Source organism: Devosia sp. MC521 (genome assembly GCF_014127105.1).
Classification (GTDB): domain Bacteria; phylum Pseudomonadota; class Alphaproteobacteria; order Rhizobiales; family Devosiaceae; genus Devosia.
On the sequence record NZ_CP059902.1, the window covers coordinates 431,749 to 457,899 of the forward strand.

The window sequence follows — 26,151 nt, forward strand, 5'->3', positions numbered from 1 at the left end:
GTGTTTCCACGACGCCTTTCCCGTTTCGCTTTAGACCGGTTGGTCTGAGCGTGTGGACTACTAGAAGTCCATGCCGCCCATGCCGCCCATGCCGCCGCCGCCTGGCATTGCCGGAGCGTCAGCCTTAGGGGCTTCAACGATGATAGCCTCGGTGGTGATCAGGAGCGATGCAACCGAAGCTGCGTCCTGAAGCGCGGTGCGAACGACCTTAACTGGGTCGATAACGCCGAGGGCAACCAGATCGCCGTATTCGTCGGTCGCAGCGTTGTAGCCGAACGATACTGCGTTGTTTTCGAGGATACGAGCAACAACGACCGAACCTTCAGCGCCAGCATTGTTCGCAATGGTGCGAACTGGAGCCTGAAGAGCGCGACGAACGATAGCGATACCAGCTTCCTGGTCAGCGTTCGCACCCTTAACGGTGATCGAGTTCGAAGCGCGCAGCAGAGCAACGCCGCCGCCTGGTACGATGCCTTCTTCAACCGCAGCGCGGGTTGCGTTCAGAGCGTCGTCAACGCGGTCCTTGCGTTCCTTAACTTCAACTTCGGTCGAGCCGCCAACGCGGATGACAGCAACGCCACCAGCAAGCTTAGCAAGACGTTCCTGCAGCTTTTCACGGTCGTAGTCCGAAGTGGTTTCTTCGATCTGCGCCTTGATCTGGCCAACGCGACCCTGGATGTCTTCCTGGGTACCAGCACCATCAACGATGGTGGTGTTTTCCTTGGTGATTTCAACGCGCTTGGCAGTGCCGAGCATGTCGATGGTCACGTTTTCGAGCTTGATGCCGAGGTCTTCCGAGATGACCTGACCGCCGGTCAGGATCGCGATGTCTTCGAGCATTGCCTTACGACGATCGCCGAAGCCTGGAGCCTTAACAGCTGCAACCTTGAGGCCGCCACGCAGACGATTCACAACGAGGGTCGCGAGTGCTTCGCCTTCGATGTCTTCTGCAATGATAAGCAGTGGACGCTGGGACTGAACAACGCTTTCGAGGATCGGCAGGATAGCCTGCAGGTTCGAGAGCTTCTTTTCGTGCAGGAGGATCACTGGATCTTCGAGAACCGCAGTCATCTTTTCTGCGTTGGTCACGAAGTACGGCGAGAGGTACCCACGGTCGAACTGCATGCCTTCAACGACATCAAGTTCGGTTTCAGCGGTCTTGGCTTCTTCGACGGTGATAACGCCTTCGTTACCAACCTTCTGCATCGCTTCAGCGATCATGTCGCCGATGGACGATTCACCGTTAGCCGAGATGGTGCCGACCTGAGCAACTTCCGAAGAGGAAGTGATCTTCTTGGACGATGCCTTGAGCGAAGCGACGACTTCGGCAACTGCCATGTCGATACCGCGCTTGAGATCCATTGGGTTGAAGCCAGCAGCAACAGCCTTCACGCCTTCGACAACAATTGCCTGGCCGAGAACGGTTGCAGTGGTGGTGCCGTCGCCAGCAACGTCATTGGTCTTGGAAGCGACCGAACGCAGCAGCTGTGCGCCGAGGTTTTCGAACTTGTCTTCAAGTTCGATTTCCTTAGCAACCGACACACCGTCCTTGGTGATGCGTGGAGCGCCGAAGGACTTTTCGATCACAACGTTACGGCCCTTTGGACCGAGAGTGACCTTAACAGCGTTGGCGAGAATGTTGACGCCACGGAGCATCTTTTCGCGAGCTTCGGCGGAGAATTTTACTTCTTTAGCGGCCATGGTGTGGCTCCTTAAGAATTCTAATTAATGGGAGAGACAGTCAAAAGCGGAGAGGCAATTAAGCCTCGATCACGCCCATGATGTCGCTTTCCTTCATGATGATCAGGTCTTCGCCGTCGACCTTAACTTCGGTGCCGCTCCACTTGCCGAAAAGCACGCGATCGCCTGCCTTTACGTCGAGGGCAACGGTCTTGCCAGCGTCGTCGCGAGCACCTGGGCCCACAGCAACGACGATACCTTCAGACGGCTTTTCCTTGGCGGTATCTGGAATGATGATCCCGCCCTTGGTCTTTTCTTCACTGTCAACGCGACGGACGACTACGCGGTCATGCAGGGGACGAAAGCCCATGGTAATATCCTCTTGGCATCATTTCTGAATGCAATTTTGCGCACTGTTAGCACTCGATACATCTGAGTGCTAACAGTGCTGCACTGGATATAGGAACGCCCTCCAAGTGGAGTCAAGGGACGTGAACCTAAGTTTTTTCTCGTGCGTTAGAGCGTCATGACAAACGTGGAAAATAAGGATAGCCCCATGTCCACACTCAACACACCGGGCCGGACCATAAGCCCCGTCTCAAGTCGCGTTCATATCTTTTTTGACGGCGACGAAATCGCGAGCACTTCCAAAGCGCTAAAGCTCGAACAGCCCGGGCGTGAGACGCGCTACTACTTCCCCATTGAGGATGTTCACCCCTCGATCTTGGAGGCGTCTGATACCAAGCGGCAGGAGGATGGGCTCGGTGAAGCGCATTACTACAATATAAAGACCCTCACCGCCGATGGCGACGATTTAGCCTGGTACTACCCCTATGCCGAGGGTGATTACGCTGAGCTGCGCGATTTGATCACCTTTGGCGGCGATCGCATCTCTATTCAGGTGACAGGGGGCTAGGATACGGCTACTGGCACAGGCAAATCCGCATTTCGTGGCACCAGATCATGGAAATGCCCAACTCCCCCTCTTTCCCTTCCAATCATTCAAGGCCATAAGACGCATATGAGCGAACAATCGACACTTCAGATCAAACTGCGCCGCGTCGGCGGCGTTGGCGCAAACACCAACTGGCACTGGGAAGTCCAGGATGCGGAAGGCAAGGCCCTCAAGACTGGCTCTGCCGTCGGTCCTGAGCACAAGGCTTTCGCAACTGCCCGTATTGCTAAGGAAAAGCTGGAAGCGGCTGGCAAGTAAGCCCGCCGACAGGAGATAATGTGGATCTCTCGCCTCGAAATTCCAGCACCGCCGAACTAGGCGGCGTGGCCGGACCTCTCCGAGGCATTTTCCTTAAAATCCTGTCCGTATGCTGCTTCGTGGTCATGGCGACCATGTTGAAAGCCGCTGACACCATCCCCGCCGGGGAAATGGTGTTCTTCCGTAGCTTTTTCGCACTCGTGCCGGTCCTCGCGTTTCTTGCGCTGCGGGGCCGGCTCTCCACTGCTTTCAAAACATCGCGCCCCTTTGGGCATGTGTTGCGCGGGCTCATCGGCGTGTGTTCGATGGCGCTTGGCTTTTTCGCGCTGACCCGGCTGCCCCTGCCAGAGGCTACCGCTATCGGCTATGCCTCCCCGCTGGTTATTGTCATCCTCTCAGCCATTCTGCTGCACGAGCGCGTCTATACCTTCCGCTGGACGACGGTGATTATCGGTCTCGTTGGGGTGGTGATCATTCTGTGGCCTCGCCTGACCATCTTCAGCGGCCAGTCCGGCGCTGATTCTGCAGAGACAATCGGCGCGTTAGCGGCCTTGGGGGCGGCTATTCTTTCCGCTTTTGCCATGTTGCAGGTGCGAAAACTCGTTCAAACCGAGCGCACTGAAACCATCGTGACCTATTTCTTTGTCAGCGCGAGCGTCCTGAGCCTCGTCACCTTGCCCTTTGGCTGGGTCATGCCAACGCCTGAGTTGGCGGCACTTCTGATTGGTGCAGGATTTTTTGGTGGGTTAGGGCAGCTCCTCCTGACATCCTGCTACCGTTACGCAGACATGTCGGTTATTGCACCGTTCGAATATGTCTCACTCCTCCTGACGATTATTATCGGTTATCTACTCTTTTCAGATGTACCGACGATCACCATGATCATCGGTGCGATCATCATCGTCGCCTCCGGCATTGCCGTAATCCTGCGCGAACGTTGGCTCGGCCTCGACCGGCGTCGCGCGAAAGAAGCTAGTACTCCTTAAGAAAATGCACAGCGCACCTTCAGCAGTTACCCTCACGGTCATCCTGGCCGTTTTCTCCCTCTTCCAGCTCGCACTCATCCTCGGCGCACCACTTGGCCAGTACGTATTCGGCGGCCAGAACAAGCGCCTCGAAGGTGGTCAGCGTATTCTCAGCCTCATCGCCATCGTTGTCGCGGCAGCTGTGAGCTACGCCGCACTCACCACCGTTGGTGTTTTCAGCGAAGAGATCCACAGCACCTATGTTCCTGACACAGGCCTAGTTGTGGCGATGTGGGGTTTTGCAGCAGTTGTTCTTTACTTCATGCTGACCCAGCTCAATTCCAAGAGCAAGGCAGAGCGCACCGTCATGGCTCCACTGTCTGCTGTTGTACTCGGCCTCGTATCGGTCGTCGCGTTCGGCCTCTAAGCCAAACCAACATTCGAAATAACAAAGGCCCCCGATTTTGTCGGGGGCCTTTTGTTTTGTGGTGATCGCGAAAGGGCAGGGGCGTTAGCCCGCAGCTGCCATTTCCGCCCAGTTCTGACGCTTGCGGTAGATCGTTGACGGGCTGATCTCGAGTGCTGCTGCCGCTAGCGAGATATTGCCGCCAAATATGGCCACTGCGTCTTCGATAATGCGCTGCTCTTGCTGCCACATGGGCTGCACCGTGCGGCGACCATCGGCGCGCGGCGATTCCACTGCAGACGGTGATACCGCGCGCGCTTCAATATCGGCTGTCGCGAGCATTCGTCCGGTAATGTCGCCACCATCGAACATCACCACGATCCGGCGGATCATGTTTTGAAGCTGGCGCACATTGCCCGGCCAGTCTCCACCGGCCAGTTGCTGGGCGGCATCGAGGGTGAAACCACCAAAAACCTTGTTCTCTTCCCGCGCATAACGCGCGAGGAAATGCCGAGCCAAAACCATGATGTCGCTCGGGCGCTGACGCAGGGGCGGCAAATGGATAGGCAGAACGTGGAGGCGATAGAAGAGATCTTCGCGGAACTTGCGCTCGGCAATCATCTGCATCGGATTGCGATTGGTGGCGCAAACCACGCGCACATCGACCTTACGTGTGGCCGTTTCGCCAACACGCGAAATCACGCCGGTCTGCAGGAAGCGCAAAAGCTTGGCTTGGAGCGAAAGGTCCATTTCGCCGATTTCGTCGAGGAACAGCGTGCCGCCATCGGCGAGTTCTGCTGCCCCCTTGCGATCTTCATGCGCCCCCGTAAAGGCACCCCGAACGACGCCGAAAAGCTCGCTCTCCATCAAATCGCGCGGAATAGCGGCGCAGTTGATCGCCACAATCGGCTTGCCGCTCCGCGGCCCTTTCTGGTGCAGCGCCTCGGCGCAGACGTCTTTGCCGGTGCCGCTTTCGCCCGTGATGAACACGGGTGCTGACGACGTCGCCACGCGCCCGATCTGCTCGTAAAGATACTGCATGGCGCTTGAGACGCCGACAAATCCACCGTAGTCGGCGACCCCGCTCTCGACGCTGGTTTCCATGCCAAGCGCCTTGGGGCGACCATGACGCTGGGCCAATTCGCCAATGCGCGCCGCCAGAGTTTCCCCATTAGTCGGTTTGGAAACATAATCGTGAGCGCCGGCACGCATGGCGGCTAGTGCCCCGCTCACCGAACCGCTGTCGGCAAGCGCAACGATCAAGGCCCCTTCTGCAAGGCGGACAAGGCGCGCCATGGCGTCCTCGGCACTAGCTGAAAGGTCTGTAAGGCTCGCAAGATCGGCGAGGATAATGTCGAACGACATTTGGCGAAGCAGGTCGTTGGCTGCTTTCCCGCAATCGACCACGCTGACTTTGGGGCTCACCAATAGGGCGGTTCTCAACGCGCTCCCTAAGCGACTTGCGCCTTCCGCGTCGCGGTCGATCAGCAAAAGCCGGCCGCACAGTGCGTGGTCGCAACCCGTGGTCATGCTTGTCATTACGCTCGAAACCCGTTTTCGTCCGCAGCCGGATCGTTTTTGTTGCCGCTGATTGTTCCTGATTAGGGTAAAGATTCCGTTGGTGTGGCATAGCGTCGTGCTTTTGCCGTCGCTGATGGGATGTTAAGACTCTGTTGTCGAATCCTAACAGCGGCGACCGAAGGTTAACGGGGCACTCGTGCAAGCACTGATTTATATTTTTATCGCACTCGCCTCGGCCTGCGTCGGCGGTCTGGCATATTTCGCTCTGACCTTCACACCGGCCAATGCCATTATCGCTGCGATTGTCTTCGCTTGCGTCTGCCTGCTTGCTGTTGAGCGCTCCCTTCGCGTCCGCACCGAACGCCGCCTTGAGCGCGCTATTCAAGAATTGTCGCGCCTGCTGTCGACCGACGCGCAAGCTGGTGCCGTACTGGGGCAGCGAATCAATACCTTGACCGATTTAAACCCCGGTCAGCGCCTCGATACCGTCGAGGCTGATATATCAGTTTTAGGGACCGTCATCCGTCAGGTCGCCGAGGCTGTTTCCGACATGGAAGAGCGCGTCGCCAAGGCGCAGCCCATGCCCGCTTACGACACCATCGGCACCCCGCCGCCCGCTCCCGCGATCAAAGAATCTGAACCGATCATTCCTGCGGACCTCGTGCGCACGGCGCTCAAGGAGAACCGTTTGGTTCATCACATCCAGCCAGTTCTGCGTTTGCCGCAGCGCCGCGCTGCTCTGTTTGACCTCACTCCGCGCTTGGTGATGGAAAAGGATGCGATCGCGGTTCCTGCTGATTTCATGCCGCGTCGCAAGGGTGACGATGTCCTGCGTCAGGTTGAGTATGCTGGCCTTGTCGAAGCCCTCACCATTGCACGCCGTTCGCGCAATGGCGGTCCTCTCGCCAAAATCAACGTCCCACTGTCCCGTGCTTCGCTCGATGACACCTCAGCCGAGCAATTGCTTGTAACCCTCGAAGGTCACCGCGAAGTGGCCGAGGCGATCACCTTCCTCTTCACAGAGGCGGATTGGTTCGATCTCGATGCCCGCGAACGTGGCTTTGTGGCGGCGTTTGCCCGCAAGGGCGTGACCTATAGTGTCGCCAACCTGCGCTCCCTACGCGTTGATGTGGCGGCCATGGCCGACATGGGGGTGAGCTCGGTGCGCATCGATGCCTCCCAGTTCATCGAGAACCCACAGACCTACACCGATTTCCACCTCAACGACGTCGCGGCTTATCTGGCCCGTCACGAGATCATGCTGGTGGCAACAGGGGTGGTGAACGAGCGTCAGATCGTCGAACTCTTGGACAATGATATTGTCTTGGTGCAGGGCGATCATCTGGCCAAGGCTGGGCCAATTCGCTCCGATCTCACTCTGTCGGCAGGACGTGCCAGCCGAGCCGTGTGATCTTCTCCGAGTTTTTGCTTGATCCCTGCGAAGAAAGTGCCACATAGGGCTCAACACCGTCGCCACGATCAAGGCAAATTATGACCTCGTCCCTGCCCAATATTACCGGTTTTTCCGAGATTTCGAGTCGCTATGATGCGGTTCTGAGCGATGTTTGGGGCGTCATTCATAACGGCATTCATGCCTTCCCCGAGGCCGTTGAGGCCTTGGTCAATTTCCGCAAGGGTGGGGGCCGTGTCGTGCTCATCACCAATGCGCCGCGCCCTTCTGCGCCCATCATTGAAATGCTGGACGAACTCGGCGTTCCGCGTGATGCCTATGACGACATCGTCTCCTCAGGCGACGCAACCCGCTCGATGATTGCCAAGTACAAGGGCAAAAACATCCATCACGTTGGTCCCGAAGCCAAGGATGATGCGCTCTATGAAGGTTTCGACCTTACCCGCACCGACACCGCTGCGGCAGATGTCGTTATCGTCACCGATCTCGATGATGATGATGATACCCCAGAAATGTACCGCGAACGCGCACAGGGCTGGTTAGCGCGTAAGCTTCCAATGATCGTCGCCAACCCTGATCGTGTCGTCGAGCACGGCGAAAAGATCATCTATTGCGGCGGCGCTTTGGGCGACCTCTATTCGGCCATGGGCGGCATGGTCTACATGGCTGGTAAGCCCTACGCCCCGATCTATGACGAAGCTTTGCGCTTGGCCGAAAAGGCCAATGGCGCTGCGCTTGATAAGTCTCGTGTCATCGCTATTGGCGATAGCGTGCGTACCGACGCGACGGGTGCGGCCCAGTTCGGCATTGACCTGCTGTTCATCACCGGCTCGATCCACGCCGCTGAGCTCGACGCATTCGGCAATCCTGATCCACAGGCCATTGCCGATCTCCTGGAGCCAAGCCGTGCCCGCACCGCTGGTTATCTTCCTCGATTGACCTGGTGATCCGGTGAGCTTTACCCGTCTTTCCAGCTTAAGTGGTTTCCCCGAGGCGGCGCGCGGCGCTTACTTCGCCATTGGCAATTTTGATGGCCTGCATCGCGGCCACCAAACCATCATCGCCAAATTGCGCGAGCGGGCGGCAGAGGCGGGCGTTCCTGCCTTTTTGCTCACCTTCGAGCCGCATCCGCGCGACGTTTTTGCACCCTTGCCTTATCTGTTCCGCCTCACCAATGGCGAGGCGAAAGCGCGTCTGGCGCAAGCCTTGGGCTTGGATGGCATTGTCATTCTGCCCTTCGATAAGCCGTTTTCCCAGATTGAGGCCGAAGACTTTGTGTCGACCATTCTGGTCGAGCAGCTCGGTGTAAAAGGCGTTATCGTCGGTGCGGATTTCCACTTCGGTCGCCAGCGTCGGGGCACGCCAGCCTTCCTGGCTGCCGCCGGTGCGCGCCTTGGCTTTGCCGTCGAACAGCTTGATCTGATGGATGAGGGCGATGAGCCCATCTCGTCCTCGCGTATTCGCGCAGCTCTCTCCGAAGGTGCTGTCACGGCCGCCAACCGTCTTCTGGGCTATCATTGGTTCTTTGAAGGCTGCGTGGTGCAGGGCGATCAGCGTGGCCGCGAACTCGGCTACCCAACTGCCAACACCATGACGCCGACAGGCTTCCAGCTTGCACAGGGCGTTTATGCCGTTCGCGCGCGCCTGGGCGATCGTCTGTTCGATGGCGTCGCTGCCTTCGGCAAGCCGATGTTCAACAATCAGCTCCCTCCATTTGAAACCCATCTCTTCGATTTCAACGAAGACATTTATGGGCAGACCTTGGAGGTTGCGCTGGTGGGTCACATTCGCGGCCAGGAAGTCTTTTCAGGCCTCGATGAGCTGATCACGGCGATGGATCGAGACTCCCGCAAGGCGCGACAGATTATCGCTGAGACCCAGCCCCTGTCCGAGGTTGATCGTCAGCTCGGCTTTTTCGGCTAAGCGCCCAATACAAGCGCTAAAGACAAGACGCGCATCGGCCACAGAAGTGCCCGGCCGGTGCGAACTCTGCCCTAGGGACGCAAATCAACCTTTGCCCCAGCGGCCTTGCCTTGCTACAACCCCCGCAATTCTTCCAAAAACCCCGATTGCCGATCCATGAACGATACCGCACAAGGCGCGACCGAAACCGATTATTCGGCCACGCTGTTCCTGCCGGAAACCAATTTCCCAATGCGCGCCGGGCTGCCCCAGCGTGAGCCAGACTGGCTCAAGCGCTGGGAAGACATGGACATTTACGCCAAGCAGCGCGAACAGGCGAAGGATCGCCCTTATTTCACGCTGCATGATGGCCCTCCATACGCCAACGGCAACATCCATATCGGTCACGCGCTGAACAAGACGCTGAAAGATATGGTGTCCCGTTCGATGCAGATGCTTGGCTTCAACGCGGCGTACGTGCCGGGTTGGGACTGTCACGGCCTGCCGATCGAATGGAAGATCGAAGAGCAGTACCGCGCCAAGGGCAAAGACAAGAACGAAGTTCCGGTTGTCGAATTCCGTCAGGAATGCCGCGCCTTTGCTGAAGGCTGGGTCGACATCCAGCGCGAAGAGTTCAAGCGCCTCGGCGTTTTGGGTGAATGGGACAACCCATACCTGACCATGAGCTTTGACGCGGAAGCCCAGATCGCGCGCGAGTTGATGAAGGTTTCCATGTCCGGCCAGCTCTATCGCGGCTCTAAGCCGGTGATGTGGTCGGTTGTTGAGCGCACCGCGCTCGCTGAAGCCGAAATCGAATATGCTGATTACGAGAGCGACACCATCTGGGTGAAGTTCCCTGTGATCGCCGGTGCGCATCAGGACGCTAAGGTTGTCATCTGGACCACCACGCCGTGGACCATCCCTGCCAACCGCGCGATCTCGTTCTCGAACCGTATCGCCTACGGTCTCTATGAGATCACCGACGCGCCGGAAGAAAACTGGGCCAAGATTGGCGAAAAGCTGATCATCGCTGACAAGCTCGTTGGCGAAGTCATGGCCAAGGCCAAGGTTTCCGCTTTCGAAAAGCGCGCAACCGTCACCGCTGAAGAGCTGAGTGCCATCACCGTTGCGCACCCACTGCGCGGCTATGCTGGTGGCTACACCTTCGACGTGGCTCTGCTCGATGGCGAACACGTCACCGACGACGCTGGTACCGGCTTCGTGCACACCGCTCCAGGCCATGGTCTTGATGACTTTGGCATCTGGATGGAATCGACCCGCCTCCTGCAGGATCGCGGCATCGACCCGGCAATTCCTTATGTTGTCGACGATGGTGGTTTCTACACCAAGGACGCACCGGGCTTTGATGGCGCGCGCGTCATCGATGACAACGGCAAGAAGGGCGATGCCAACAATCGCGTTATCACCGCTCTGGCTGAAGCTGGCGCGATGATGGCCCGTGGTCGCGTCAAGCACCAGTATCCGCACTCTTGGCGTTCCAAGAAGCCGGTGATCTACCGCAACACCCCGCAGTGGTTCGTCTATATGGATCGCGAGTTCGACGGCAAGGCAGGCGACACCCTACGCTCGCGTGCAATCAACGCCATCGATGCGACCAAGTTCTACCCTGCAACGGGCCAGAATCGTCTGCGCGCCATGATCGCCGATCGCCCTGATTGGGTTCTGTCGCGCCAGCGCGCTTGGGGCGTTCCGATCACCGTCTTCGTCAACAAGGCCACTGGTGAAATCCTTCGTGACGAACTCGTCAACGAACGCATCGCGCAGTCCTTTGAAGAAAAGGGCGCCGACGCTTGGTACTTTGATGGCGCTGCCCAGCAGTACCTCGGCGACGCGTATAACGCTGACGACTACGAGATGATCAAGGACGTCCTTGACGTTTGGTTCGATAGCGGCACGACCCATGCCTTCGTTCTGCGCAACAAGCAGAAGTGGCCGCATCTGAAGTTCCCGGCCTCGATGTATCTTGAGGGCTCGGATCAGCACCGCGGTTGGTTCCATTCGTCCCTGCTCGAAAGCTGCGCCACCAATGGCCACGCGCCATATGACAGCGTGCTGACCCATGGTTTCACCATGGACGGCGAGGGCAAGAAAATGTCGAAGTCCTTGGGCAACACCGTTGCGCCACAGGACATCATCAAGCAGTTCGGCGCTGATATCCTGCGCCTGTGGGTTGCATCCTCCGATTACACGGAAGACCTGCGCCTCGGTAAGGAAATCATCCAGACGTCGGTCGACAGCTACCGCAAGCTGCGCAACACCCTGCGTTGGCTCTTGGGCAATCTGGCGCACTTCAAGGCGGACGACGTTGTCGACGCCAAGGATATGCCAGAGCTCGAACGCCTCATGCTGCACCGTCTCGCCCAGCTCGATGCTGGCGTGCGCGCAGCCTACAAGGAATACGACTACCGCAAGGTCGTGACGCTTCTGTCGAACTTCATGAACATCGAGCTTTCGGCGTTCTACTTCGACATCCGCAAGGACACGCTCTACTGCGATCCGATCTCGTCCATTACGCGTCGTTCGGCGCTCACCGTTCTTGATCACCTGTTCAATGCGCTGACGGCTTGGCTCGCTCCGATCCTAGTCTTCACCATGGAAGAGAGCTGGCTCGAGCGGCACCCAGGCACAGAAAGTTCGGTTCACCTGCGTCTCTTCCCGGAAATCCCGGCAGAGTGGCAGGATGACACGCTGGCCGAAAAGTGGAACCTCATCCGCTCGGTTCGCCGCGTCGTGACCGGTGCGCTCGAAATCGAACGCCGCGAAAAGCGGATCGGTTCGTCGCTTGAAGCCGCTCCGGTGGTTTACGTTTCGGACGCTCGCTACACCGTTGCGCTCGAAGGTCAGGACCTTGCTGAAATCGCCATCACCTCGGCGATTAAGGTTCTGCAAAACGAAGGCCCTGTTGAAGCCTTCCGTCTGGACGATGTGGCCGGTATCTCTGTTGTGCCGGGCCTTGCTGAAGGCACGCGTTGCGCGCGCTCTTGGAAGGTTCTGCCCGACGTTGGTTCGGATGCAGACTATCCAGACGTCAGTGCCCGCGATGCGCAGGCTCTGCGTGAACGCGCAGCAGCAGGTCTATAAGTCTTTCTCCCGCTTCAATCCTTCCCTCACTTGAGGGGAGGATTTTTGCCTTTCTGAGCAAAATGCCTATCATCCCTGCGCAAGCGGAGCTTTGATGGGCGCAGCGCAGTCTTTGCTCACATTGGGGTGATCCCCTTGGGGCGTTAAACGGAGTTTTGGATGCATAGCTCGTTTCGCAACCCCTCGGTTCTCGCCTCCCTGATGGCTGCCGTTATTGTGTTCGGGATTGATCGTGCACAAAAGGGCTATCACATCGCCCAGGAGTGCTATGCCTTCGGTCAGGCGCTGTGCACGCAAATCCCGTTCGGCTATCGCCCCGTTGAAATGACGGGCTGGCGCGGCGGCGAGATTGTCCCAGTCACCAATTTCTTTGACTACGTTTTGGTCTGGAACACCGGCATTTCCTATGGCCTTCTCGATGGCCTGCCGGTCTGGGCTTTGGGCGCCATTATGCTCGTGGCGGTGGCGGCTCTGTCTGTCTGGTGGCTGCGCACGAGCGATTTTCTCGTTCGCGTGGGCTTGGCCTTCTGCATCGGCGGGGCGCTGTCCAATGCGCTTGATCGCTTGATGTATGGTGCGGTGGCAGATTTCTTCCACTTCTATTGGGGCAATTGGTCCTTCTATATTTTCAACATCGCTGATGTCGCGATTACGTTCGGCGTGATCTTGCTGTTTTTGGATATGTTCGGCTTTGGCCGAAATTCTGCCAAAACAACATGATCACGCTCGTGCCAAAATCTGGCTTTAGCCAATATTATGCGTTATAAGCACGCCAAGATCGTAAGGGACGTTGCATGCGTACTGGTTTGACAGGGCAGGTTTCTGCTGTTTCCGCTGCTGCACGAGTTCGACTCGTTGCATTTGGGCTTGTCGCGGCGCTGGCGCTGAGCGCATGCACGACCATGGAAGGCACCAATGCCCTCTCTGATTTCGGCACGTTTGAACGCGATGTCCTCAATCAGACCGCGCGAGGCGTCGGCCTCATTCCGGGCGACGCTCCCAAGGATGATCTGACGAATGCGCGTGCGCCTCTGGCCCTGCCGCGTTCCGGTGGTGCTCTGCCTGCGCCGCAGCAGGCGACGGCAGTTGCGCAGCTTCCTAAGGACAGCAACACCGTTCGTATCGACACCAGCAACATGTCTCAGGACGACATTACCCGCCTGCGCAATGCGCGTGTTGTCGACATGCGTACGCTCAGCGGTCGTGCTCTGACCGAAGACGAGGCGCGCCAGCTCACTGCTCGTATGAAGCAGAACAATATGGCTGTCACCGCGTCGAACAACCGTCCGCTTTACCTGCCACCTGCAGAGTATTTTACGCGTGTGGGTGATGCTCAGCTTGTGTGCCGCACGCCAGCTGGCGAGATCGTCTCCTTGCGTGACTCGCGCTGCCCAGGCGATGTCCGCCGCGCTATCGAACGGAGCGGCGCTGTAGCACTACCGCCATCCGCGAGCTCGTCGAACTCCGGCCCAAGCCTTGGACTGACTTCTAACGAGACAAAGCTCTAAGCGTAGCGGTCGTCACGCCAAACCGAATTTAGCGGTCGGATCTATCCGGCCGCTTTCCCTTTTTTTCCGCGCCGCCCGCCTAAGCCCCTGCATAGGCATTATGGGTCCCGCATGTTTTGAAAGTCCGCTATGAGCGACACTCCTAAACAACCCGAAGCCGCTGACCGTCTAGCCAAGGTCATCGCCCGCGCCGGCCTCTGCTCCCGCCGTGACGCTGAAGGCTGGATTGCCGATGGCCGTATTTCGGTGAACGGTAAGAAGGTCATTACCCCGGCCTTTAACGTTACCAGCCGCGACAAGATCGAAGTCGATGGCCTGCCACTCGCTGCCCGCCAAGGCACACGCGTTTGGCTCTACAACAAGCCTGCCGGCCTCGTTGTTACCGAAAAGGACCCAGAAGGTCGCCCAACGATCTTCGAAGCGCTCGACCGCATGGGTCTGCCGCGCGTCCTCACTGTTGGCCGTCTCGACATCAACACCGAAGGTCTGCTTCTGCTGACCAACGACGGTGGCCTCAAGCGCGTCCTCGAGCTGCCAGCCACCGGTTGGCTGCGTCGCTACCGCGTGCGTGCTTATGGCCACGTCACTCAGGCGCAGCTTGATGCGCTCAAGCACGGCATCACTGTTGACGGCATCCAATACGGTCCGATCACAGCAACGCTCGAACGCGAACAGGGCCACAACGTCTGGATGGTTCTTGGTCTGCGTGAAGGCAAGAACCGCGAAGTTAAGAACGTTCTTGGCTCGCTCGGTCTCGAAGTGAACCGTCTGATCCGCGTCTCCTATGGCCCGTTCCAGCTCGGCGATCTGGCCGAAGGCGGCGTCGAAATGGTCAAGTCCCGCATGCTGCGCGATCAGCTCGGCAAGAAGCTTGCTGAATCGGCTGGTGTCGATTTTGAAAGCGAAATGCCAGAGTACGTGCCGCCAGTTCGTGACGAGACCTATCGCGTCCGCTCCCCGCGTGACCGTGACCATGCCCGTCCAAATCCTGCCCGTGGCGCCCCGCCGCGTTTTGGCAGCCGCGATGAAGATCGTCCGACAGGCCGTACTCGCAAGGTACACTTTGACGACGACGGTCGCGCACCAGAAGCCTACGAACCACGCGCTCAGGAACGCGCGCGCTTTGATCGTGATGATCAGCCAGCGCGCAGCTTCGGCAGCGGCGCACCACGCGAAGACCGTGGTGATCGCGCTCCACGCGGTGACAAGCCATTTGGTGATCGTGCTCCACGTGGCGACAAGCCATTTGGTGATCGTGCTCCACGTGGCGACAAGCCATATGGTGATCGTGCTCCACGCGGCGACAAGCCATTTGGTGATCGCGCTCCACGCGGCGACAAGCCATATGGTAATCGCGCTCCACGCGGTGACAAGCCGTATGGTGATCGCGCTCCACGCGGTGACAAGCCGTTTGGTGATCGTGCGCCACGTGGCGACAAGCCATTCGGCGACCGTCCAAAGCGTGATTTCGGTGATCGCCCACAGCGTTCGGATCGTCCATTTGGCGACCGTCCAAAGCGCGATTTTGGTGATCGTCCACAGCGCTCTGAGCGTCCATCGGGTGAGCGTCCAGCACGCAGCTTCGGTGATCGTCCGCAGCGTTCGGATCGTCCATCGGGCGAGCGTCCAGCACGCGGCTTCGGTGATCGTCCACAGCGCTCGGATCGTCCATTTGGTGATCGCCCACAGCGTTCAGAACGCCCATCGGGTGACCGTCCAGCGCGCAGCTTCGGTGATCGTCCACAACGCTCAGAGCGTCCCTCTGGCGAGCGTCCAGCACGCGGTTTTGCTGATCGCCCACAGCGTTCGGACCGTCCATCGAATGATCGCCCACAGCGCGATTACGGTGATCGTCCGCAGCGTTCGGATCGTCCAGCGCGTGGCGACAAGCCATTCGGTGACCGTAAGCCCTTCGGTGCAAAGCCGTTTGGCGCGAAGCCATTCGGCGGCAAGCCAGGTGGTGCACGTCCCGCCGGCGGTCGTCCGTCGAACTCGCGTCCATCTTCGGGCGGTCCTCGTCCGACCGGCCCGCGTAAGCCACGCGGCTAATCAGCAAACCTTTAGCCCCCGCGAAAGCGGGGGCTTGTCTATCTGTATTGCAAACCGAATGGCCGCTTAAGCGCCTAGATCGGTGGAGATAAAAACCATGCGCATCGTTGCCGGCAAATTCCGGGGCAAGCAGCTCAATTCCCCATCCGACGACAGCATCCGCCCCACCTCGGATCGCGCTCGCGAGTCGATCTTCAACATTCTAGGTTCGCGTCTGGGACCAGTGCTCGTTGAAAAGCGCGTGCTTGATCTGTTCGCAGGCACGGGCGCTCTCGGCCTTGAAGCCCTCTCGCGCGGCGCCGCGCACTGCACTTTCGTTGAAACCGGTGCTGAAGGGCGCGGCTTGATCCGCGATCACATTCAGGATTTTGGCGTGGCGGGCATCACCAAGCTCCTGCGCCGCGACGCCACGGCTCTGGGCACACCCGGTACCTTTGGCCAGTTCGACCTCGTCTTCCTTGATCCGCCCTACAGCCAGTCTCTGGGTGAAAAGGCGCTCATTGAGATTGCGGCTAACGGCTGGCTCGCCCCTGGCGCGCTGATCGTTTGGGAAGAATCTGCTGATGCCGAAGTCACCATTCCGGCAGGCTTTGAGCTGGAAGACACCCGCGAATACGGCGCTGCCGCTGTCCGCTTCCTGAGTTTTGGAGTTCGGACATAAAACTGAAAAAGCCGCCCGTGGGCGGCTTTTTTTAGAACTTGTAATTGATCCCGATGCGGACATCTTGGGTCTTGTCGATCTTGTAAATCGCATCTGACCAGTACGCCCAAGGGTGCTCTTTGCGGCCAAGGAAGTGCAGATTATACTCGGCTCTCACGGAAATATTGTCATTCAGCGCCACGTCGACGCCAGCGCCAATTGTTGGACCGACATATTGGGAGGTCATCGATTCGCGATCAGTGTCCGGTAGATGGCTTTCATATGTCAGCATGTTTACTGAACCGGTGCTGACACCCACTTTGCCATAGAGCAAGACGCTATCGAAAGCGTAGCCGAAGCGGGCCGTCAAGGACGCCAAGTTATTGACGGTCATCTCTTCGTAAGAGCTGGACGTCCGCAAAAACCCTTGGCGGCTTTGATGCAGTCATGATTCATTGATGTCGCCCGATCATGGAGCGTCATCATGGACCCGCATTCGCTTTTCAGCCTGAACGATCACCTCGAAGCCTTGAGCCAACACGGCGATCCGCTCGAGGTTTTGGAGCGGACGGTGGATTTCGAGTATTTCCGGTCCTGGCTGGTGGAGGGGCTTGGCTACAGTGACGGCAGCAAAGGCGGTCGGCCGCCGTTCGATCCGGTGGCCATGTTCAAGATCCTGATCCTGCAGGCACAGCACAACCTGTCCGATGCCCGCACAGAGTTCATGATCCGGGACCGCCTGAGTTGGATGCGCTTCCTGGGGTTCTCGCTCGGCGATCGCACGCCCGATGAGAACACGATCCGCCATTTCCGCAACCGCATGACCCAGACCGGCACGCTCAAGCGGGTGATGAAGGCGTTCGACTGGCAACTGCACAAGAAGGGTTACATCCCGATGTCGGGGCAGATCGTGGATGCTTCGCTGGTGCCGGCACCCAAACAGCGCAATACCGATGGCGAGCGGGAGGCCATCAAGGCAGGCCAGTCGGCTGACGAGATCTGGCCGAACGAGCCGGCTAAAGCCGCACAGAAGGATACCGACGCCCGCTGGACGCTCAAGATCGGCGGCAAGGTGCGCTACCGGCCAGACGGCTCGCCCCTGCCCATGATCGCCACTCCGGTGTTCGGCTATAAAAGTCACATCAGCATCGACCGGCGCTATGGCTTCATCCGGGCTGCAGCGGTGACCTCCGCCTCCCATCCTGACGGCCGGATGCTGCGCCATGTGATCGATCGGGAAAACACCGGCAGCGAGGTCTGGGCCGACAGCGCCTACAGATCACAGAGCAATGAGGCCTGGCTGGCTGATCGTATGCTGACCAGCCGCATTCATCGACGCAAGCCCAAGGGCAAGCCGATGCCGATCGCGACCGCACGGGCCAATGCGGCCAAGTCCGCGATACGTGCCAGGGTCGAGCATGTCTTCGCTCATCAGAAGAACCGGTTCGGTCTGTTCATCCGCACCATCGGCATTGCACGGGCCGAGGCCAAACTCACCTTGGCCAATCTGGCCTACAACTTCGACCGCCTCGTCTTCCACGAAAAGCGCGCAACCGCGCCATGAGTCTGCCCGGATGACCGGGAAACGCCGTCAATGGGCACCGCCGATCGCCAAACGCCGCGCCAAATCTGCTCAAACACGGAAATCAGACGACCACAATCGCAGCCGCAGGCTCAGCGAGCCAGTTCTTGCGGGTCTTCAGCTACCGTTATGGTTGTCATTGCCGTTGAGCTTGCCGAAGAGAACGCTGCCTTCAACCCCGAGTACAAAATTTTCGAAGTTAGTGAGGTAGCCGGCCTGTACACCGAGCAAGCCCCTTCCATGCCAAAGCTATTGCGGACTCTGTCTGGGCTGGTCACGAAAGATTTGTCGTTTTGGCTTGTTGTGTAAACGCCACTCACACCAGCATAGAAGCCAGACCAATCATGATCATCTTGCGCCCAAGTGGGCCCTGCAGTTCCCGCAGCCAACACGACGAATAGAATCAGTTTGTTCATAATTTAACCACTAAAATCTGTGGTTATTTTGGGGGAAAAGTCCGACGACTTCAAACGCAGAAGTGTTGCATAATGTTGAAGTTCATCTTCAGCATCAATTTTCTAAACAACTTTGGCACTTGCCGCGAATTTCCATGGTCGTGCGCTCCACCTTAAACCCGGTAGACTGCGCCCAGCCGCCCAAACGCTCTTCGATTACTGCATCCGCAAATTCATCAACCTTTCCGCAGTCCTCGCAAATCGCAAAAGCAATCAGCCCCTTGCGGTGACAATGCGCGTCAGCGCAGGCGACGAATGCGTTGAGCGACTCCAGCCGATGCGCCAGTCCGCGCTCCACCAGCTTGTCGAGAGCGCGATAAATCTGCAGCGGCGCTTTAATGCCCTCGATGCGCAAGCGATCGAGAATGTCATAGGCTGAAAGTGGGGCAGGGGAGGTGTTGAGCGCGCCCAGCACCAGTTCCTGATTTCGGGTCAGGTCCGTGGGAATGTCGTGACTATGCGCCATTGTGTTCTTTCCTCCCGAAAAGCCGTCCGGCCGGGACCAATAGTGACAGCAAAAACAGCACCAGCGCCATCACCACAATCGATGGACCTGAAGCCGTGTCCCAAGTGCGCGAACCGAAGAGCCCGCCAACCACGGCAATCATGCCCAAGCCTGAAGCGACGAGTGCCATCATTTCCGGCGTCGCACTCAACCGTCGCGCCGTTGCCGCTGGGATAATGAGTAGCGAGGTGATCAGCAAAACGCCAACCAGCTTCATGGAAATGGCGATCACACAGGCCATCAGCAACATCAGAATGACCCGGCTCACTTCCGGGCGCAGACCTTCAGCCTCGGCCAACTCTGGGCTGACTGTAGAGGCGAGCAGGGGCCGCCAATTGAGGATCAGCATAAGAAGGATCGCTGCGCCACCGGCATAGATGATGATGATGTCATCCAACGAGACCGCCAAAATATCCCCGAACAGGAAGCCCATCAGATCGATGCGCACCGTGGTCAGGAAACCCACGAGAACAAGGCCAACCGCCAGCGTTGCGTGGCTCAAAATCCCCAGCAGCGCGTCCACTGAAAGCGTGTTTTGGCGCTGCAAGACCAAGAGGGCCCCCGCCACCATTGCCGCCACCACAAAGACGCCGAGCGTCACATTCACCGAGAGCAGCATGGCCAGGGCGACGCCGAGCAGCGCTGAATGGGCCATGGTGTCGCCAAAGTAGCTCATGCGCCGCCAAATGACGAAGCACCCCAGAGGCCCGGTTACAGCGGCAAGCCCAATCCCTGCGATTAGTGCTCGAGAAAAGAAATCACCAAACATTTTTAGTCTTCGATCCTAGCAACATACGCAACTCTGCCTCCCTCCCCCTTGCGGGGAGGGACTGAGGGTGGGGGAACCTCATCACGATGTCACTCATGGCTATGCCCATGCTCGTGGTCATGCTTTGCGCCAACCACGCAGCCGTCATCGTGATGTTCGTGATCGTGGTGGTGCTCATAAATCGCCAGCGCCGAAGCGGCGCGCTCACCAAAGAGCTTGAGATAATTGGGGTCGCGCTTCACCGCATTGGGCGTGCCGCGACAGCACACATGGCCATTGAGACAAATGACCGTATCGGTCTCCGCCATCACTACATGCAGATCGTGGCTGATCATCAAAATGCCTGCACCAGTCGTGTCTCGTATTTCCCGGATCAACTGATAGAGCGCCACTTCGCCCGAGAAATCGACGCCCTGCACGGGCTCGTCCAGCACCAACAAATCGGGCTTGCGGATCATGGCGCGAGCGAACAGCACGCGTTGAAACTCCCCACCCGACAGCTCCTGCACGGCCGCGCCCAGTAAGCGCTTGGCCCCAACGGCGTCGAGCGCACGGATGATGTCATCCTTGGCGAATGTTCCGGTCAGCGTCATCAAACGCTCGACGGTCAGTGGTAAGGTCCAGTCGATTGCCAGCTTTTGTGGCACATAGCCAATGGTCAGCCCCGGTTTTCGCGATACCTCGCCCATGCTTGGCTTCAGAACACCTGTCACCATTTTGGCCGTGGTGCTCTTGCCCGAGCCATTGGGGCCAATCAGGGTCAAAATCTCGCCGCGCGCAATCGACAGATCAACGCCTTCCACCAACACCCGCGCGCCTTTGCGCACGCCGGCATTGGTGAGCGTGATGAGCTTTTCGCGTGTGCTGGCGCTGTTCATAGTCTTGTTCAACTCAAACTCACTTGGCCCGGGGTCTTCGGGGGGCAGGCTGCGAACGTGATCGGTGGGAAGCAAGTTTCTCTAACCCACGCTCTTGACGCTTAGCTTTACGTTATAGCATAACATCGCCGCAAGCGTAATAACATAACATTACCCTGAAGGCATACAGATGACCAAGCTGCTCTCCCTCGCCGCGTTCGCGACCATGCTGCTCACCGGCACAGTTTTGGCTGCGCCCGATGTCGTTGCCTCCACCAAGCCCATCCATTCGCTGGTCACTGCAGTTATGGGCGATGTCGCCGCACCAATCTTGATCGTCAAAGGCGCAGCTTCCCCGCACACCTATTCGCTCCGCCCATCCGACGCGGCAGCGCTTGAGAGCGCTGATATCGTCTTCTGGACTGGCAATGGCTTTGAGCTGTTCTTGGCTGATGCCCTCAATACGCTGTCCACCAAGGCCCAAATTGTCGCCTTCGCCGATACACCCGGCCTGCAGCTTCTGCCCATGCGCGAAGGGGGAGCCTTTGAGGCGCATGACCACGATCATGCGAGCGAAACTGCTGAAGAGCACGCGGCTCATGCCCATGAGGATGACCACGCGCATGATCATGCGCACGACCATGGCTCTCATGGCGGAGAGGATCTGCATTTCTGGCTAGACCCACAAAATGCAATCCTCATCGTCGACTACATCGAAACAACACTGGTCTCGGCCGACCCGGACAATGCGGCAACCTATGTAGCCAATGCGCAAACCACCCGTGCCGCGCTTGAGGCGCTAACGGTCGAACTCGCGGCCCAACTGGCCCCAATTGCCGGAAAACCCTTCGTCGTCTTCCACGACGCCTATCAGTATTTCGAACAGCGTTTTGATCTCACCCTTGCGGGCACGGTCACCGTCTCGCCAGACGTTGCCCCCGGCGCGGCCCGCATTGATGAGCTTCGGCACAAGGTCTCCGAGCTTGGCGCAACCTGCGTCTTTGCCGAACCCAATTTCGAGCCCGCAGTGGTGCGCGTCATTGTTGAGGGCTCCGCCGCCAAGTCAGGCGTGCTGGATCCTGAAGGTTCCGCACTCCCCGAAGGTCCAGACCTGTATCCTGCAATGCTCCGCTCCATTGCCACCGGTCTTGTGGACTGCCTGACCTGACAACTCTCCCCCTTCATCCTATTCCGCCTGCACCCGCAGGCGGTCTCGGCGTCGTCCTGACGCCCGTCTTCGCACGCCTCTCATCTCTCGAAATGTAACGTTCTAACATATCAAGGATATTCCCATGCGCGTCGCCTTGCTTGCTGCTCTCCTCTTATCCTCGGCCAATGTTCCTCTCGCTTACGCCGAGGACACCCATTCAGTTTGGCGGGCCTTTGTCGCCGATAGCGCTAGCGCCAATGTTTCTGTCATTGATCTGGACAGTGACAAAACCATCGCGACCTATAAGCTTGCTGCTCCGGCAACGCTCTATGCCGCTAAGGGAAGGCATGCCGTTTTCGCTGTCCAGGGCAAAGCCAATCAGGTCCAAGCCATTTCGACCGGCCTGACCGTTGAAGACCACGGCGATCATGCCGACCTCAAACTAGGTGATCCCGCTCTCTTGGCCCCGCAAGCGGAAGGCCAAGAGCCCGCCCATTTCGTCGAACATGGTGGCAAGCTTGCCATCTTTTTTGACGAAAGCGGCAAAGTGCAGCTCTCCGATGCAACGCTCTGGCAAAAGGGAACATACGAGTCAGTGGAGCTCGACAGTGGCAAGCCCCACCACGGCGTTGCCGTTCCCTTTAATGGCGGTGCCATTGTCACTAAGCCGGTTTCGGAAGATGGCAAGCTGCCCAGTGGCTTTAATGTCTTTGACGCCAGTGGCGACATTGTCGGGACGACGGAGCTTTGCGCCGATGTTCACGGGGAAGCGTCATCAGGCGACGTTATCGCCTTTGGGTGTTCCGACGGGGTGCTGATTGCCAATGGGACTAAGCCGGACTTTACGCTTCTTCCCTTCACCGACCTGCCCGAAGGGCGGGTAGGGACCCTTCTTGCCGGCAAGAGCCTCGACTATTTTCTCGGCAATTACGGGCCCAAGCATGTGGCCATTATTGAGCCCGAGGCCGAAACGCCAATTCGCCTCGTCAGCCTCCCAGACACGCGTGTTCATTTTGTTCTGAACGGCGAAAACGCGCGCTTCGCCTATCTGCTGCTCGCCGATGGTTCGGTGCAAGAGCTTGATAGTGTGCGCGGCGAGTTACTGCGCAAAGCCCAGGTGACGAAGGCTTATGCCACCGATGGCGGCCATGGCACGCCAATGCCGCGGATTGCTTATGCGGGCGACGAGTTGCTGGTCACCGATCCCGCCACGGGCAAAATCCACAAGCTCGATCTCAAAAGTTTTGCCGTGACCGGGTCGATTGAGCTTGGTGGTGCGCCCAGTTCCATTGCTGTTGTCGGCGGCGTTACCGCCGACCACTAGGCACAGAAAGGGGTCGCTATTTCAGCGGCCCCTTGAAAATGAAGAAGGCTCCGAGCGCGATCAGCGCAAAGCCAATGCCGTGGTTCCAGGTCAGCTTCTCACCGAGATAGAACACTGCGAACAGCACGAACACCGAGAGCGAAATGACCTCCTGAATGGTCTTCAACTCGGCGGCGGAAAACGTGCCATAGCCAATGCGGTTGGCCGGAACCGCAAGCCAATATTCGAAGAAGGCAATCGCCCAGCTCGCCAACACCACCACCCACATCGCTGCGTGGGGGAATTTGAGGTGTCCATACCAAGCGAAGGTCATAAAGACATTGGACGCAAGCAAGAGGCCAATCGGCGCAAGCGTGGCAAAGTTGAAGCCCAAGGCTTCCTCCAAAATCAGCTGAAGTGGTGCACTCTCATATCAGCATCTGGCCGTCTGCACAGTGGGTGTGTTGCGCCAGAGTTGCTCCCGGCGCATCAGCAAGGCGATCGCTTTAGCGGCGCGTGCGGGTGGTCTTTTCCAGCGAGAAAATCTCGTCGCTCACGTCGTCGATCTTCTTGCGCACCAGCGCCTGAGCGTCATGCAGACCGCGATTATAATAATGCGCCCCAATCTTTTCGGCGAAGAATTGAACCAGCAATTCAGCGGGAATGGAGCCGATATTGCTATCGAGTTCGTTCTGGAAATAATCTTGAACTTCCGCAACGATAATTTTCATTTCGTCGCGTTCGAATTTGATGGGTTTCATTGTCGGAGCCTTCAGCTTGCGTTCATCTGGCAAGGTGTTGTCTGCGATGCGTTTTGATGCATGCGCATATTCAAGTTCTGGGAGGAGGATTAACACTCATGCTGACCCGCCTGACTATCTCTACCCTAATCATATCGTCCTTGGCTTTGTCGCCCGTTGCCTTTGCAAAAACCAAGGATAAGTCCGCCACAGCACCACACACCGCGCCAGAACGCGTGCAATGCGAAGGCGTATTTGGCCCCGACGTTACCGTCGACATGATCATCTCGCACTTCGGCGCTGAAAACGTCGAGGCGCGTATAGAGGTCGACAGTGTCGAAGGCGTGCTGTTTTCGGCACCTTGGTTTATGGCGACGATCCCGACCGCAAAATCGCTTTCCAATGGTTCGACGAGGCCAACACGCGTTTCGTCAGCTATGTCGACCTGCCGCCGACGCTGGCCACCCCCGAAGGTCTCTACGTTGGGCAAACGGCGGCTGAAGTGGCAGCACTCAATGGCGAGCCTGTTAGCTTTGCGGGCTTTTGGTGGGACTATGGCGGCTATGTCTTCCTGCACGAAGGCGGCAAGCTTTGGAACACCGAAGCGCCCTGTGTACCGATGATCCGCTTCGCGCCAACGGTGGAAGAACCGGACGTCGATGTCACGACGATTTCGGGCGACGTCACCGTCACGTCAGATGATCCCCTCGTCGCCAAAGTAGGCGTTAAGGTGCAGACGGCCGGCATGGGTTACCAATATCCCGAAGGCTATGATGGTTTTGACGAAGGCGAGCCCGTAGAGGAATAGCACTGCGACTGATCTGGGGCCCTTGGCCCCGTAGCCGATCTGTGCAAGGTGGTGAGACTGCCTGCTGGGCTCTCTTTTAGAAAGTGAGCTCCTTATTGAATTTAGGACGACACCGTGACTGAAATTACCCGCGACTCCAATGGCACCCAGCTCAATGACGGCGATAGCGTGACGCTGATCAAAGACCTCAAGGTCAAGGGGACTTCGGTAACGCTCAAGCGTGGCACCATGTGCAAGAATATTCGTCTCACCGAAGACACCGATCTGATCGAATGCAATGTCGAAAAGGTCAAAGGCTTGGTCCTGCGCACTGAGTTCCTCAAGAAGGCCTAGAGCTTATGTCGAAGTGGTCGGTCGACGGGCAAAGTCGGCGCTTGCTCGCTATCATCCTGCTCGGCCCGATCATCGGTGGGCTCGCGATGCTGGCGCTGAACGTCGTCGTCGAAGGCCTGCCTGAGATCGAATATCTCGGGCCGATCATCTTCATGTTTATGGTCTTCGGTTTCCTCTTTGGGGTGCTCCCCGCCATCCTTGCGGCTTTGGTCTATTTGCGCCTCGAACCGCGCCTCAAATCCGCGGCGACCCGGTGCGGTGCGGCCATAGGCATTGGCTTTACGACCAGCATGCTGGGCGTCTACCTGATCCTATTGTCGGTCGGCGGGGAAACCCTCTTTAGCGCTCCCGAGATTTTGCGGGTTGGCTTGTCGGGTGCCTTGGCCCTACTGTTCACCACCTCACCGTGGCGCGCTAGCAGCCCTCAGGCCTAAACGAGCGCGTCAGGCCTTCAATCACTGGCTCGATCGACGCTAAGTCGCGGATGTGGAATTCCATGCGGAAACCCGCATATTGCCCCGGCTCGCAAAGCTCAACGATCCGCTCGATGCTGATGCGGTGGTCGCGTTGCGCGGTGAGGGCGGACCAGTCTGGGGTGCTGGTGTTCATCCCCAGAACCCACCCCTGTGCTTCCAACTCCTGCGCTTGAGCCTCGGCCACTGCCTCAATGCCTAACGCGTTTTCCCCGGCCCAGAGCGAGAGCACCTGTTCGGCATCCAGCCGATAGTAAATCGCCCCCGTACCGTCTTCATTCGCACGACTGCTCTCAAAGCCCGGTGGTATGTCGATGGCATAGTGAAAGCTGGGGTTTTGATACTGCCCCCAAAATTGGCCGAGGGCAGGGGTGGCCCCAAAACTAGCGAGGATCAGTGCTCCGCCGATTATAGACAGGCTGAGGGTTGGGCGCGACTTGGTTGCGAATGTCTCGAAGCAGGTCATGAATTGAGAAGACCACTAAGATGAGCTCGACCGCAAGCCGCCAAATGATGGTTGCCGCTATGGTCAGAAAGATCACAATGACCAAAGACACAAAACCAGTCTGCGGTGTGCTGAGGCGCAAGTCACCCGTGTAGGTCAGCGCGTTATAAATCCCGGCCAGCGCAAACACACCAATGCAGATAAGTCCGATCCAATAGACGATACGCAGAAGCTTGGGGGCGATGTAGCTGTTCACCGAAAGGATTGATCGCAATACCCCGTCCTCCTGAGAGTGGATCCTCAGGAAGACTAGTTTGGAAACAATAAGCCTCAG

29 protein-coding genes are annotated in these 26,151 nt (G+C 58.1%); 18 read left to right on the plus strand and 11 right to left on the minus strand.

Annotated elements, in window-relative coordinates; translation table 11 throughout:
• Positions 1-60 precede the first annotated feature (60 nt).
• The gene (gene groL / locus H4N61_RS02070; RefSeq protein WP_169195815.1) at positions 61-1,701 is read right to left on the minus strand and encodes a chaperonin GroEL; all 1,641 of its coding nucleotides are present in this window, start codon (positions 1,699-1,701) and stop codon (positions 61-63) included.
• A gap of 58 nt (positions 1,702-1,759) precedes the next feature.
• The gene (gene groES / locus H4N61_RS02075) at positions 1,760-2,050 is read right to left on the minus strand and encodes a co-chaperone GroES (protein WP_169195816.1); all 291 of its coding nucleotides are present in this window, start codon (positions 2,048-2,050) and stop codon (positions 1,760-1,762) included.
• Positions 2,051-2,236: 186 nt separating this feature from the next.
• Here groES and H4N61_RS02080 point away from each other — a divergent pair, with 186 nt between their 5' ends.
• The 4 genes from H4N61_RS02080 to H4N61_RS02095 all read left to right on the plus strand — a co-directional run bounded on the left by H4N61_RS02080 (position 2,237) and on the right by H4N61_RS02095 (position 4,285).
• Positions 2,237-2,596: a DUF427 domain-containing protein gene (locus H4N61_RS02080; protein WP_182394820.1), complete on the plus strand. Its 360-nt coding sequence runs from the start codon at positions 2,237-2,239 to the stop codon at positions 2,594-2,596.
• Positions 2,597-2,701: 105 nt separating this feature from the next.
• Positions 2,702-2,893, plus strand: coding sequence for a hypothetical protein (locus H4N61_RS02085; RefSeq protein ID WP_169195818.1), 192 nt, complete (start codon positions 2,702-2,704; stop codon positions 2,891-2,893).
• Positions 2,894-2,913: 20 nt separating this feature from the next.
• A complete protein-coding gene (locus H4N61_RS02090; protein ID WP_169195819.1) occupies positions 2,914-3,879 on the plus strand; it encodes a DMT family transporter in 966 nt (321 codons plus the stop codon).
• A gap of 4 nt (positions 3,880-3,883) precedes the next feature.
• Positions 3,884-4,285 carry a hypothetical protein gene (locus H4N61_RS02095; RefSeq protein ID WP_169195820.1) on the plus strand — a complete coding sequence of 134 codons (402 nt, stop codon included), beginning with the start codon at positions 3,884-3,886 and terminating at the stop codon, positions 4,283-4,285.
• 84 nt (positions 4,286-4,369) lie between these two features.
• Here H4N61_RS02095 and H4N61_RS02100 read toward each other — a convergent pair whose 3' ends face one another.
• A complete protein-coding gene (locus H4N61_RS02100; RefSeq protein ID WP_248306552.1) occupies positions 4,370-5,803 on the minus strand; it encodes a sigma-54 dependent transcriptional regulator in 1,434 nt (477 codons plus the stop codon).
• A gap of 178 nt (positions 5,804-5,981) precedes the next feature.
• Between H4N61_RS02100 and H4N61_RS02105 the strand changes: the two genes are divergently transcribed.
• From H4N61_RS02105 to rsmD, 8 genes are all read left to right on the plus strand, one after another.
• Positions 5,982-7,196: an EAL domain-containing protein gene (locus H4N61_RS02105; RefSeq protein WP_169195821.1), complete on the plus strand. Its 1,215-nt coding sequence runs from the start codon at positions 5,982-5,984 to the stop codon at positions 7,194-7,196.
• Between the two features lie 80 nt (positions 7,197-7,276).
• Entirely contained in the window at positions 7,277-8,143 is an 867-nt protein-coding gene (locus H4N61_RS02110; protein WP_169195822.1) for a TIGR01459 family HAD-type hydrolase, read from the plus strand.
• A gap of 4 nt (positions 8,144-8,147) precedes the next feature.
• On the plus strand, positions 8,148-9,119 hold the full coding sequence (locus tag H4N61_RS02115) for a bifunctional riboflavin kinase/FAD synthetase (protein ID WP_169195823.1): 972 nt from the start codon (positions 8,148-8,150) through the stop codon (positions 9,117-9,119).
• A 156-nt stretch (positions 9,120-9,275) separates the two neighbouring features.
• Entirely contained in the window at positions 9,276-12,200 is a 2,925-nt protein-coding gene (gene ileS, locus H4N61_RS02120; protein ID WP_169195824.1) for an isoleucine--tRNA ligase, read from the plus strand.
• 159 nt (positions 12,201-12,359) lie between these two features.
• The gene (gene lspA / locus H4N61_RS02125; protein WP_169195825.1) at positions 12,360-12,920 is read left to right on the plus strand and encodes a signal peptidase II; all 561 of its coding nucleotides are present in this window, start codon (positions 12,360-12,362) and stop codon (positions 12,918-12,920) included.
• A gap of 74 nt (positions 12,921-12,994) precedes the next feature.
• Positions 12,995-13,708: a hypothetical protein gene (locus H4N61_RS02130; RefSeq protein ID WP_169195826.1), complete on the plus strand. Its 714-nt coding sequence runs from the start codon at positions 12,995-12,997 to the stop codon at positions 13,706-13,708.
• 129 nt (positions 13,709-13,837) lie between these two features.
• Positions 13,838-15,757, plus strand: coding sequence for a pseudouridine synthase (locus tag H4N61_RS02135; RefSeq protein ID WP_182394821.1), 1,920 nt, complete (start codon positions 13,838-13,840; stop codon positions 15,755-15,757).
• A 97-nt stretch (positions 15,758-15,854) separates the two neighbouring features.
• Positions 15,855-16,418 (plus strand): 16S rRNA (guanine(966)-N(2))-methyltransferase RsmD, encoded by a 564-nt coding sequence (rsmD, locus tag H4N61_RS02140; protein ID WP_169195828.1) that lies wholly within the window; start codon positions 15,855-15,857, stop codon positions 16,416-16,418.
• 31 nt (positions 16,419-16,449) lie between these two features.
• On the opposite strand, the gene H4N61_RS02145 is transcribed toward rsmD, so the two are convergent.
• The gene (locus tag H4N61_RS02145; RefSeq protein WP_182394822.1) at positions 16,450-16,791 is read right to left on the minus strand and encodes an outer membrane beta-barrel protein; all 342 of its coding nucleotides are present in this window, start codon (positions 16,789-16,791) and stop codon (positions 16,450-16,452) included.
• 90 nt (positions 16,792-16,881) lie between these two features.
• On the opposite strand from H4N61_RS02145, the gene H4N61_RS02150 reads away from it, so the two are divergent.
• Positions 16,882-17,961 carry a transposase gene (locus H4N61_RS02150; protein ID WP_182394168.1) on the plus strand — a complete coding sequence of 360 codons (1,080 nt, stop codon included), beginning with the start codon at positions 16,882-16,884 and terminating at the stop codon, positions 17,959-17,961.
• Between the two features lie 528 nt (positions 17,962-18,489).
• On the opposite strand, the gene H4N61_RS02155 is transcribed toward H4N61_RS02150, so the two are convergent.
• The 3 genes from H4N61_RS02155 to znuC form a co-directional block, all read right to left on the minus strand.
• Entirely contained in the window at positions 18,490-18,900 is a 411-nt protein-coding gene (locus H4N61_RS02155; RefSeq protein ID WP_169195830.1) for a Fur family transcriptional regulator, read from the minus strand.
• Complete coding sequence (locus tag H4N61_RS02160; protein WP_169195831.1) at positions 18,890-19,708, minus strand: metal ABC transporter permease; 819 nt, start codon at positions 19,706-19,708, stop codon at positions 18,890-18,892. The genes H4N61_RS02155 and H4N61_RS02160 overlap by 11 nt, the downstream gene beginning before the upstream one ends.
• An 89-nt stretch (positions 19,709-19,797) precedes the next feature.
• Positions 19,798-20,586, minus strand: coding sequence for a zinc ABC transporter ATP-binding protein ZnuC (gene znuC / locus H4N61_RS02165; RefSeq protein WP_169195926.1), 789 nt, complete (start codon positions 20,584-20,586; stop codon positions 19,798-19,800).
• Between the two features lie 169 nt (positions 20,587-20,755).
• Here znuC and H4N61_RS02170 point away from each other — a divergent pair, with 169 nt between their 5' ends.
• Both H4N61_RS02170 and H4N61_RS02175 read left to right on the plus strand, forming a co-directional pair.
• Complete coding sequence (locus H4N61_RS02170) at positions 20,756-21,733, plus strand: zinc ABC transporter substrate-binding protein (RefSeq protein ID WP_169195832.1); 978 nt, start codon at positions 20,756-20,758, stop codon at positions 21,731-21,733.
• A gap of 124 nt (positions 21,734-21,857) precedes the next feature.
• Complete coding sequence (locus H4N61_RS02175) at positions 21,858-23,039, plus strand: hypothetical protein (protein WP_182394823.1); 1,182 nt, start codon at positions 21,858-21,860, stop codon at positions 23,037-23,039.
• 16 nt (positions 23,040-23,055) lie between these two features.
• On the opposite strand, the gene H4N61_RS02180 is transcribed toward H4N61_RS02175, so the two are convergent.
• A complete protein-coding gene (locus tag H4N61_RS02180) occupies positions 23,056-23,412 on the minus strand; it encodes a DMT family protein (protein WP_282567614.1) in 357 nt (118 codons plus the stop codon).
• A gap of 112 nt (positions 23,413-23,524) precedes the next feature.
• On the minus strand, positions 23,525-23,779 hold the full coding sequence (locus H4N61_RS02185) for a DUF2164 domain-containing protein (RefSeq protein ID WP_169195834.1): 255 nt from the start codon (positions 23,777-23,779) through the stop codon (positions 23,525-23,527).
• A gap of 340 nt (positions 23,780-24,119) precedes the next feature.
• Here H4N61_RS02185 and H4N61_RS02190 point away from each other — a divergent pair, with 340 nt between their 5' ends.
• The 3 genes from H4N61_RS02190 (at position 24,120) to H4N61_RS02200 (ending at position 25,333) form a co-directional block, all read left to right on the plus strand.
• Entirely contained in the window at positions 24,120-24,566 is a 447-nt protein-coding gene (locus tag H4N61_RS02190; protein ID WP_182394824.1) for a hypothetical protein, read from the plus strand.
• 114 nt (positions 24,567-24,680) lie between these two features.
• Positions 24,681-24,899, plus strand: a complete 219-nt coding sequence (locus tag H4N61_RS02195) for an alkylphosphonate utilization protein (protein ID WP_169195836.1) — start codon at positions 24,681-24,683, stop codon at positions 24,897-24,899.
• A gap of 5 nt (positions 24,900-24,904) precedes the next feature.
• Complete coding sequence (locus tag H4N61_RS02200) at positions 24,905-25,333, plus strand: hypothetical protein (protein WP_169195837.1); 429 nt, start codon at positions 24,905-24,907, stop codon at positions 25,331-25,333.
• Here H4N61_RS02200 and H4N61_RS02205 read toward each other — a convergent pair.
• Both H4N61_RS02205 and H4N61_RS02210 read right to left on the minus strand, forming a co-directional pair.
• Positions 25,314-25,838 (minus strand): hypothetical protein, encoded by a 525-nt coding sequence (locus tag H4N61_RS02205; RefSeq protein ID WP_182394825.1) that lies wholly within the window; start codon positions 25,836-25,838, stop codon positions 25,314-25,316. The genes H4N61_RS02200 and H4N61_RS02205 overlap by 20 nt on opposite strands.
• The gene (locus H4N61_RS02210) at positions 25,756-26,091 is read right to left on the minus strand and encodes a DUF4282 domain-containing protein (RefSeq protein ID WP_182394826.1); all 336 of its coding nucleotides are present in this window, start codon (positions 26,089-26,091) and stop codon (positions 25,756-25,758) included. Before H4N61_RS02210 ends, H4N61_RS02205 begins: the two co-directional genes overlap by 83 nt.
• Positions 26,092-26,151 lie beyond the last annotated feature (60 nt).

Bases quoted from the DNA above. Each gene is read 5' to 3' on its own strand.
- groL (WP_169195815.1), bottom strand. From the start codon at position 1,701: ATGGCCGCTAAAGAAGTAAAATTCTCCGCCGAAGCTCGCGAAAAGATG.
- groES (WP_169195816.1), bottom strand. From the start codon at position 2,050: ATGGGCTTTCGTCCCCTGCATGACCGCGTAGTCGTCCGTCGCGTTGAC.
- H4N61_RS02080 (WP_182394820.1), top strand. From the start codon at position 2,237: ATGTCCACACTCAACACACCGGGCCGGACCATAAGCCCCGTCTCAAGT.
- H4N61_RS02085 (WP_169195818.1), top strand. From the start codon at position 2,702: ATGAGCGAACAATCGACACTTCAGATCAAACTGCGCCGCGTCGGCGGC.
- H4N61_RS02095 (WP_169195820.1), top strand. From the start codon at position 3,884: ATGCACAGCGCACCTTCAGCAGTTACCCTCACGGTCATCCTGGCCGTT.
- H4N61_RS02100 (WP_248306552.1), bottom strand. From the start codon at position 5,803: ATGACAAGCATGACCACGGGTTGCGACCACGCACTGTGCGGCCGGCTT.
- H4N61_RS02110 (WP_169195822.1), top strand. From the start codon at position 7,277: ATGACCTCGTCCCTGCCCAATATTACCGGTTTTTCCGAGATTTCGAGT.
- ileS (WP_169195824.1), top strand. From the start codon at position 9,276: ATGAACGATACCGCACAAGGCGCGACCGAAACCGATTATTCGGCCACG.
- lspA (WP_169195825.1), top strand. From the start codon at position 12,360: ATGCATAGCTCGTTTCGCAACCCCTCGGTTCTCGCCTCCCTGATGGCT.
- H4N61_RS02130 (WP_169195826.1), top strand. From the start codon at position 12,995: ATGCGTACTGGTTTGACAGGGCAGGTTTCTGCTGTTTCCGCTGCTGCA.
- H4N61_RS02135 (WP_182394821.1), top strand. From the start codon at position 13,838: ATGAGCGACACTCCTAAACAACCCGAAGCCGCTGACCGTCTAGCCAAG.
- rsmD (WP_169195828.1), top strand. From the start codon at position 15,855: ATGCGCATCGTTGCCGGCAAATTCCGGGGCAAGCAGCTCAATTCCCCA.
- H4N61_RS02145 (WP_182394822.1), bottom strand. From the start codon at position 16,791: ATGACCGTCAATAACTTGGCGTCCTTGACGGCCCGCTTCGGCTACGCT.
- H4N61_RS02150 (WP_182394168.1), top strand. From the start codon at position 16,882: ATGGACCCGCATTCGCTTTTCAGCCTGAACGATCACCTCGAAGCCTTG.
- H4N61_RS02155 (WP_169195830.1), bottom strand. From the start codon at position 18,900: ATGGCGCATAGTCACGACATTCCCACGGACCTGACCCGAAATCAGGAA.
- H4N61_RS02160 (WP_169195831.1), bottom strand. From the start codon at position 19,708: ATGTTTGGTGATTTCTTTTCTCGAGCACTAATCGCAGGGATTGGGCTT.
- znuC (WP_169195926.1), bottom strand. From the start codon at position 20,586: ATGAACAGCGCCAGCACACGCGAAAAGCTCATCACGCTCACCAATGCC.
- H4N61_RS02170 (WP_169195832.1), top strand. From the start codon at position 20,756: ATGACCAAGCTGCTCTCCCTCGCCGCGTTCGCGACCATGCTGCTCACC.
- H4N61_RS02175 (WP_182394823.1), top strand. From the start codon at position 21,858: ATGCGCGTCGCCTTGCTTGCTGCTCTCCTCTTATCCTCGGCCAATGTT.
- H4N61_RS02185 (WP_169195834.1), bottom strand. From the start codon at position 23,779: ATGAAACCCATCAAATTCGAACGCGACGAAATGAAAATTATCGTTGCG.
- H4N61_RS02200 (WP_169195837.1), top strand. From the start codon at position 24,905: ATGTCGAAGTGGTCGGTCGACGGGCAAAGTCGGCGCTTGCTCGCTATC.
- H4N61_RS02205 (WP_182394825.1), bottom strand. From the start codon at position 25,838: ATGACCTGCTTCGAGACATTCGCAACCAAGTCGCGCCCAACCCTCAGC.